The sequence below is a fragment of the Dietzia sp. CQ4 genome, from assembly GCF_014145125.1.
Lineage (GTDB): Bacteria > Actinomycetota > Actinomycetes > Mycobacteriales > Mycobacteriaceae > Dietzia > Dietzia natronolimnaea.
Window position 1 is genome coordinate 1 of record NZ_JAALDZ010000029.1, and the last position, 3,748, is coordinate 3,748.

At 71.6% G+C, this 3,748-nt stretch carries 3 protein-coding genes; 1 reads left to right on the forward strand and 2 read right to left on the reverse strand.

Features of this window, described 5'->3' with window-relative positions:
• Positions 1-206: 206 nt before the first annotated feature.
• Together G6031_RS02055 and G6031_RS02060 are read right to left on the reverse strand one after the other, a co-directional pair.
• Positions 207-1,097, reverse strand: a complete 891-nt coding sequence (locus G6031_RS02055; protein WP_182652282.1) for an oxidoreductase — start codon at positions 1,095-1,097, stop codon at positions 207-209.
• A gap of 138 nt (positions 1,098-1,235) precedes the next feature.
• Positions 1,236-2,030 (reverse strand): MerR family transcriptional regulator, encoded by a 795-nt coding sequence (locus G6031_RS02060; protein WP_182652283.1) that lies wholly within the window; start codon positions 2,028-2,030, stop codon positions 1,236-1,238.
• A gap of 102 nt (positions 2,031-2,132) precedes the next feature.
• Between G6031_RS02060 and G6031_RS02065 the strand changes: the two genes are divergently transcribed.
• The gene (locus tag G6031_RS02065; protein WP_182652284.1) at positions 2,133-3,698 is read left to right on the forward strand and encodes a succinic semialdehyde dehydrogenase; all 1,566 of its coding nucleotides are present in this window, start codon (positions 2,133-2,135) and stop codon (positions 3,696-3,698) included.
• Positions 3,699-3,748: the final 50 nt, after the last annotated feature.

A 3,748-nucleotide genomic window follows, 5' to 3' on the forward strand; every position in this document is an offset into this window, starting at 1 on the left:
GCCCGGGCTCAGGCCTCGGGCCCCGCGACCCTGGCCGCCACCGGCGTGGAGACCACCGCGATCGCGGGTCTGGCCACGGTGAGTCTGCTGCTGGGGGCCCTGTTGCTGGCGGGCTCCAGGCGCCGCGGCTGAGCCGCGAAGGTGCCCGGTGGCTGAGCCGCGAAAGTGCCGTGGCGGCTGAGCCGCGGGCGGGGCTCAGCTCGTCGTCATCGAGCCGCTGTCATCTCCGCGCACCGATCCCACAGGGCCGCCGCCACCGCGCGGTCGTGCGAGGCGCGGGTGGAGTCCACGATCTTCGGGTATCCACTGAGCTCACCGAAGCCGTCGGGACCCACGTACGCGCCGCCGGGAACGGAGTCGACGGTGGCGGCGTAGAGCTGGGGCAGGGCCCCGCGCTCGGCCGGCTGGACGAGGAACGGGACCTTCTCCGCGACCCGCATCATCAGGTCCTGGACCCGGCTGCCGCTGCGGTACTGGAGATTGGTGGCCGAGTACCCGGGGTGGGCGGCCACGGCCTTCAGCGGTGACCCCGCCGCGTCGAACCGACGCTGCTGCTCGTAGGCCAGCATGACGCAGGCGAGCTTGGTGGCCGCGTAGACCCCCATCGGCGAGTACTTGCGGCGGGTCCAGTCGAGGTCGTCCGGATCGACGGTGCCCCTCTTGTGCATCATCGAGCCGAGCCACACCACCCGGTCGGTGAGCACGGGGACGACCTGCTCGGTGAGCGCGAAGTGGCCGAGCACGTTCACCCCGAACTGCATCTCGTGGCCCTGGGCGGTGCGCGACTGCGGGATGTTCATCAGTCCGGCGTTGTTGATCAGCACATCGGGTCGGTGGTCGGCCAGCACCCGACCGGCGGAGCGGACCGAGTCCAGATCGGCCAGATCCAGCTGGACGACCTCCGCCCGATCCGGGTGCGCCAGGCCGGCCCGGGCGGCCTCGGCGCGGGTGGTGTCCCGGCACGCCATCAGAACCCGGGCTCCCGCCGCGGTGAGCGCCCGGGTGGACTCGAGCCCGAGGCCGGCGTTGGCGCCGGTGATGACGAAGGTCCGGCTCGTCTGGTCAGGGATGTCGGCTGTGGTCCATCGACTGGTCATGCGTCCAGGGTACGCACGACCGGCCTCTCGTCGGCCGAGTCGCGCGCCCGGAATGGACCACCCCTGGCGCACGACCGGTCGCGAGCCGGACGAACACGCAGCGCAACCCGGGAGCGGATCGGTGAGGGACTACCGGGATCAGTCCCACGTGGCGGTGTCGGGGTCCACACCGTGCGCGCGGGCGTCGGCCTCGACAGCGGCTTCGATCCACCCGGTCAGGCCCGGCTCGAGCGAGTCGTACGTCTCGCTGAAGCGAGGGTCCTGCCGGTACATGCGCGCCAGCAGCACCTGCATCGAGCGCGTGCAGTCGTAGAACGTCGAGATCGACGCACGATGCCGCTCGACCAGCTCCGCGGCCCGGGGTGAGGCGGGGTCAACCCCGGCCCGCTTGGCTGCGGCCAGGTCGGCGTTGAGCGAATCCGTCTCGGCCTTGACCCGGCGCCAGTCCTCCTTGGACATCGTGCTCGTGCGCTGTCGCGACTGCTCCCACTGCGGGGTGTCGCCCCACTGCTGCTGCGCCTCGGCCTGCCAGTCCTCGTTCCAGTCGGTGCCGAAGATCTCGGCCCGATCCGCGGGTGTCAGTGGTGTGTTCACGGCGATCGCCTCCTTCAGGCGGTCTACTGCGGAGACCATCTCCTGCAGGTGCGAGATGCGGTCGAGGAGCAGCTCGCGCTGCCGGGACAGGTGGGCGCCCTCGTCGACGTCGGGGTCGTCGAGCAGCACCCCGATCTGCGCCAGCGGGAGGCCCAGCTCGCGGTAGACCAGGATCCGGTGGATGCGCGCGACGTCGTCGTCGTCGTACACGCGGTAGTCCGACCACGTCCGTCCACTCGCCGGCGCCAGACCGATCCGGTCCCAGTGGTGCAGGGTCCGGACGCTGACGCCGACGAGGTCGGCGACCGCGCCCACGGTGAGCCCGTCACTCCTCGTCATCGCTCCAGCATCTCTCACATCGACCACCCTGGGCCCTGACGCGACGTCAGGGTCAAGGGCGAGTCGGTACCGCGTCGGCTTACTCGTCGGTAACATCGGGGCATGAGCCGACCCACGCCCCGTGTCTACGACCGACTTCGCGACCTCGTCGCGATCCCCGAATTCCGTTCCGATCCCTCGAGTCGGGAGTCAGCCGTCATCGAGGAGGTCTTCACCGGCGAGCCGCTCGCCGAGATCCCCGTGGGCACCGCCGACGACGTGCTGGCGGCCGTCGAGCGGGCCCGCGCCGCCCAGATCGCGTGGGCCGACCGCGAGCCCGCGGACCGCGTCGCCGTGCTCAAGCGCTTCGCCTCCCTGGTCATGCGCGATCGCGAGCAGCTCATGGACATCGTCCAGGCGGAGACCGGGAAGAGCCGGGCCTCGGCGCAGGAGGAGGTCCTGGACTGCCTCATCACCGCACGTCACTACGCCAAGACGGCCCCGGGGCTGCTCGCCCCCAAGCGGGTCCAGGGCATGCTGCCGGGCCTGACCAAGGCCGTGGTCCGACGCCACCCCAAGGGCGTCGTGGGTGTGATCGCGCCGTGGAACTACCCGCTCAACCTCGCCGCCACGGACGCACTGGCGGCCCTGGCCGCGGGTAACGCCGTGGTGATCAAGCCCGCCTCCATCACGCCGTTCTGCGCCCTGGCCGCAGCGGACCTGCTGTACCGCGCGGGTCTGCCCCGCGACCTGTTCCAGGTGGTCCCCGGTTCGGGCCGCACCGTCGGCGGGGCGATCGTGGAGAACGTGGACTACCTCATGTTCACCGGCTCCACGGCCACCGGCCGCACGCTCGGTCGCCAGTGCGGCGAGCGGCTCATCGGGTTCTCCGCCGAGCTCGGCGGCAAGAACGCCATGATCGTCGCGGCGGGCGCCGACCTCGACGAGGTGGCCGAGGTGGCAACCCGCGCGTTCTTCTCCAACTCCGGCCAGCTCTGCATCTCGGTGGAGCGCGTGTACGTGGAGAGGTCGGTGGCCCCCCAGCTCATCGAGAAGCTCACCGCCCGCGTCCGGTCCATGAGTGTGGGCCCGGGCTACGACTTCGAGGCGGAGATGGGCAGCCTGATCTCCCGGGATCAACTGGACACCGTGACCGCCCACGTCGACGACGCCGTGGCCAAGGGCGCCCGCGTCCTGGCCGGTGGGCGCCCCCGCCCGGACCTCGGCCCCCTGTTCTACGAGCCGACACTGCTGGCCGACGTCCCGGAGGACGCCACCTGCTTCGGCGAGGAGACGTTCGGTCCGGTCGTGTCGATCTACCCGGTCGACTCGGTGGACGAGGCCGTGGCCAAGGCCAACGACACCGAATACGGGCTCAACTCCTCGGTGTTCGCCGCGTCGGACTCGGAGGGCGAGGAGATCGCCGCGCGGCTGCGGACCGGCACCGTCAACGTCGGTGAGGGTTACGTGGCCGGCTGGGGTTCGGTCGCGGGTCCGATGGGCGGCATGGGCGCCTCCGGCGTCGGCCGCAGGCACGGCGACGAGGGCCTGCTCAAGTACACCGAGGCGCAGACCATCGCCACGCAGCGCGTCATGCACCTGGGCGGGCCGTCGTTCCTGCCCCGCACGCGGTGGCACAAGATGCTCGCCCCCGCGACGGACGCGATGCGCTTCCTGCCCGGCCGCTAGGTCGGTCGCGACCCACCGCGAGCGGCGGCGTCCCGGGGTCCGGGGCGCCG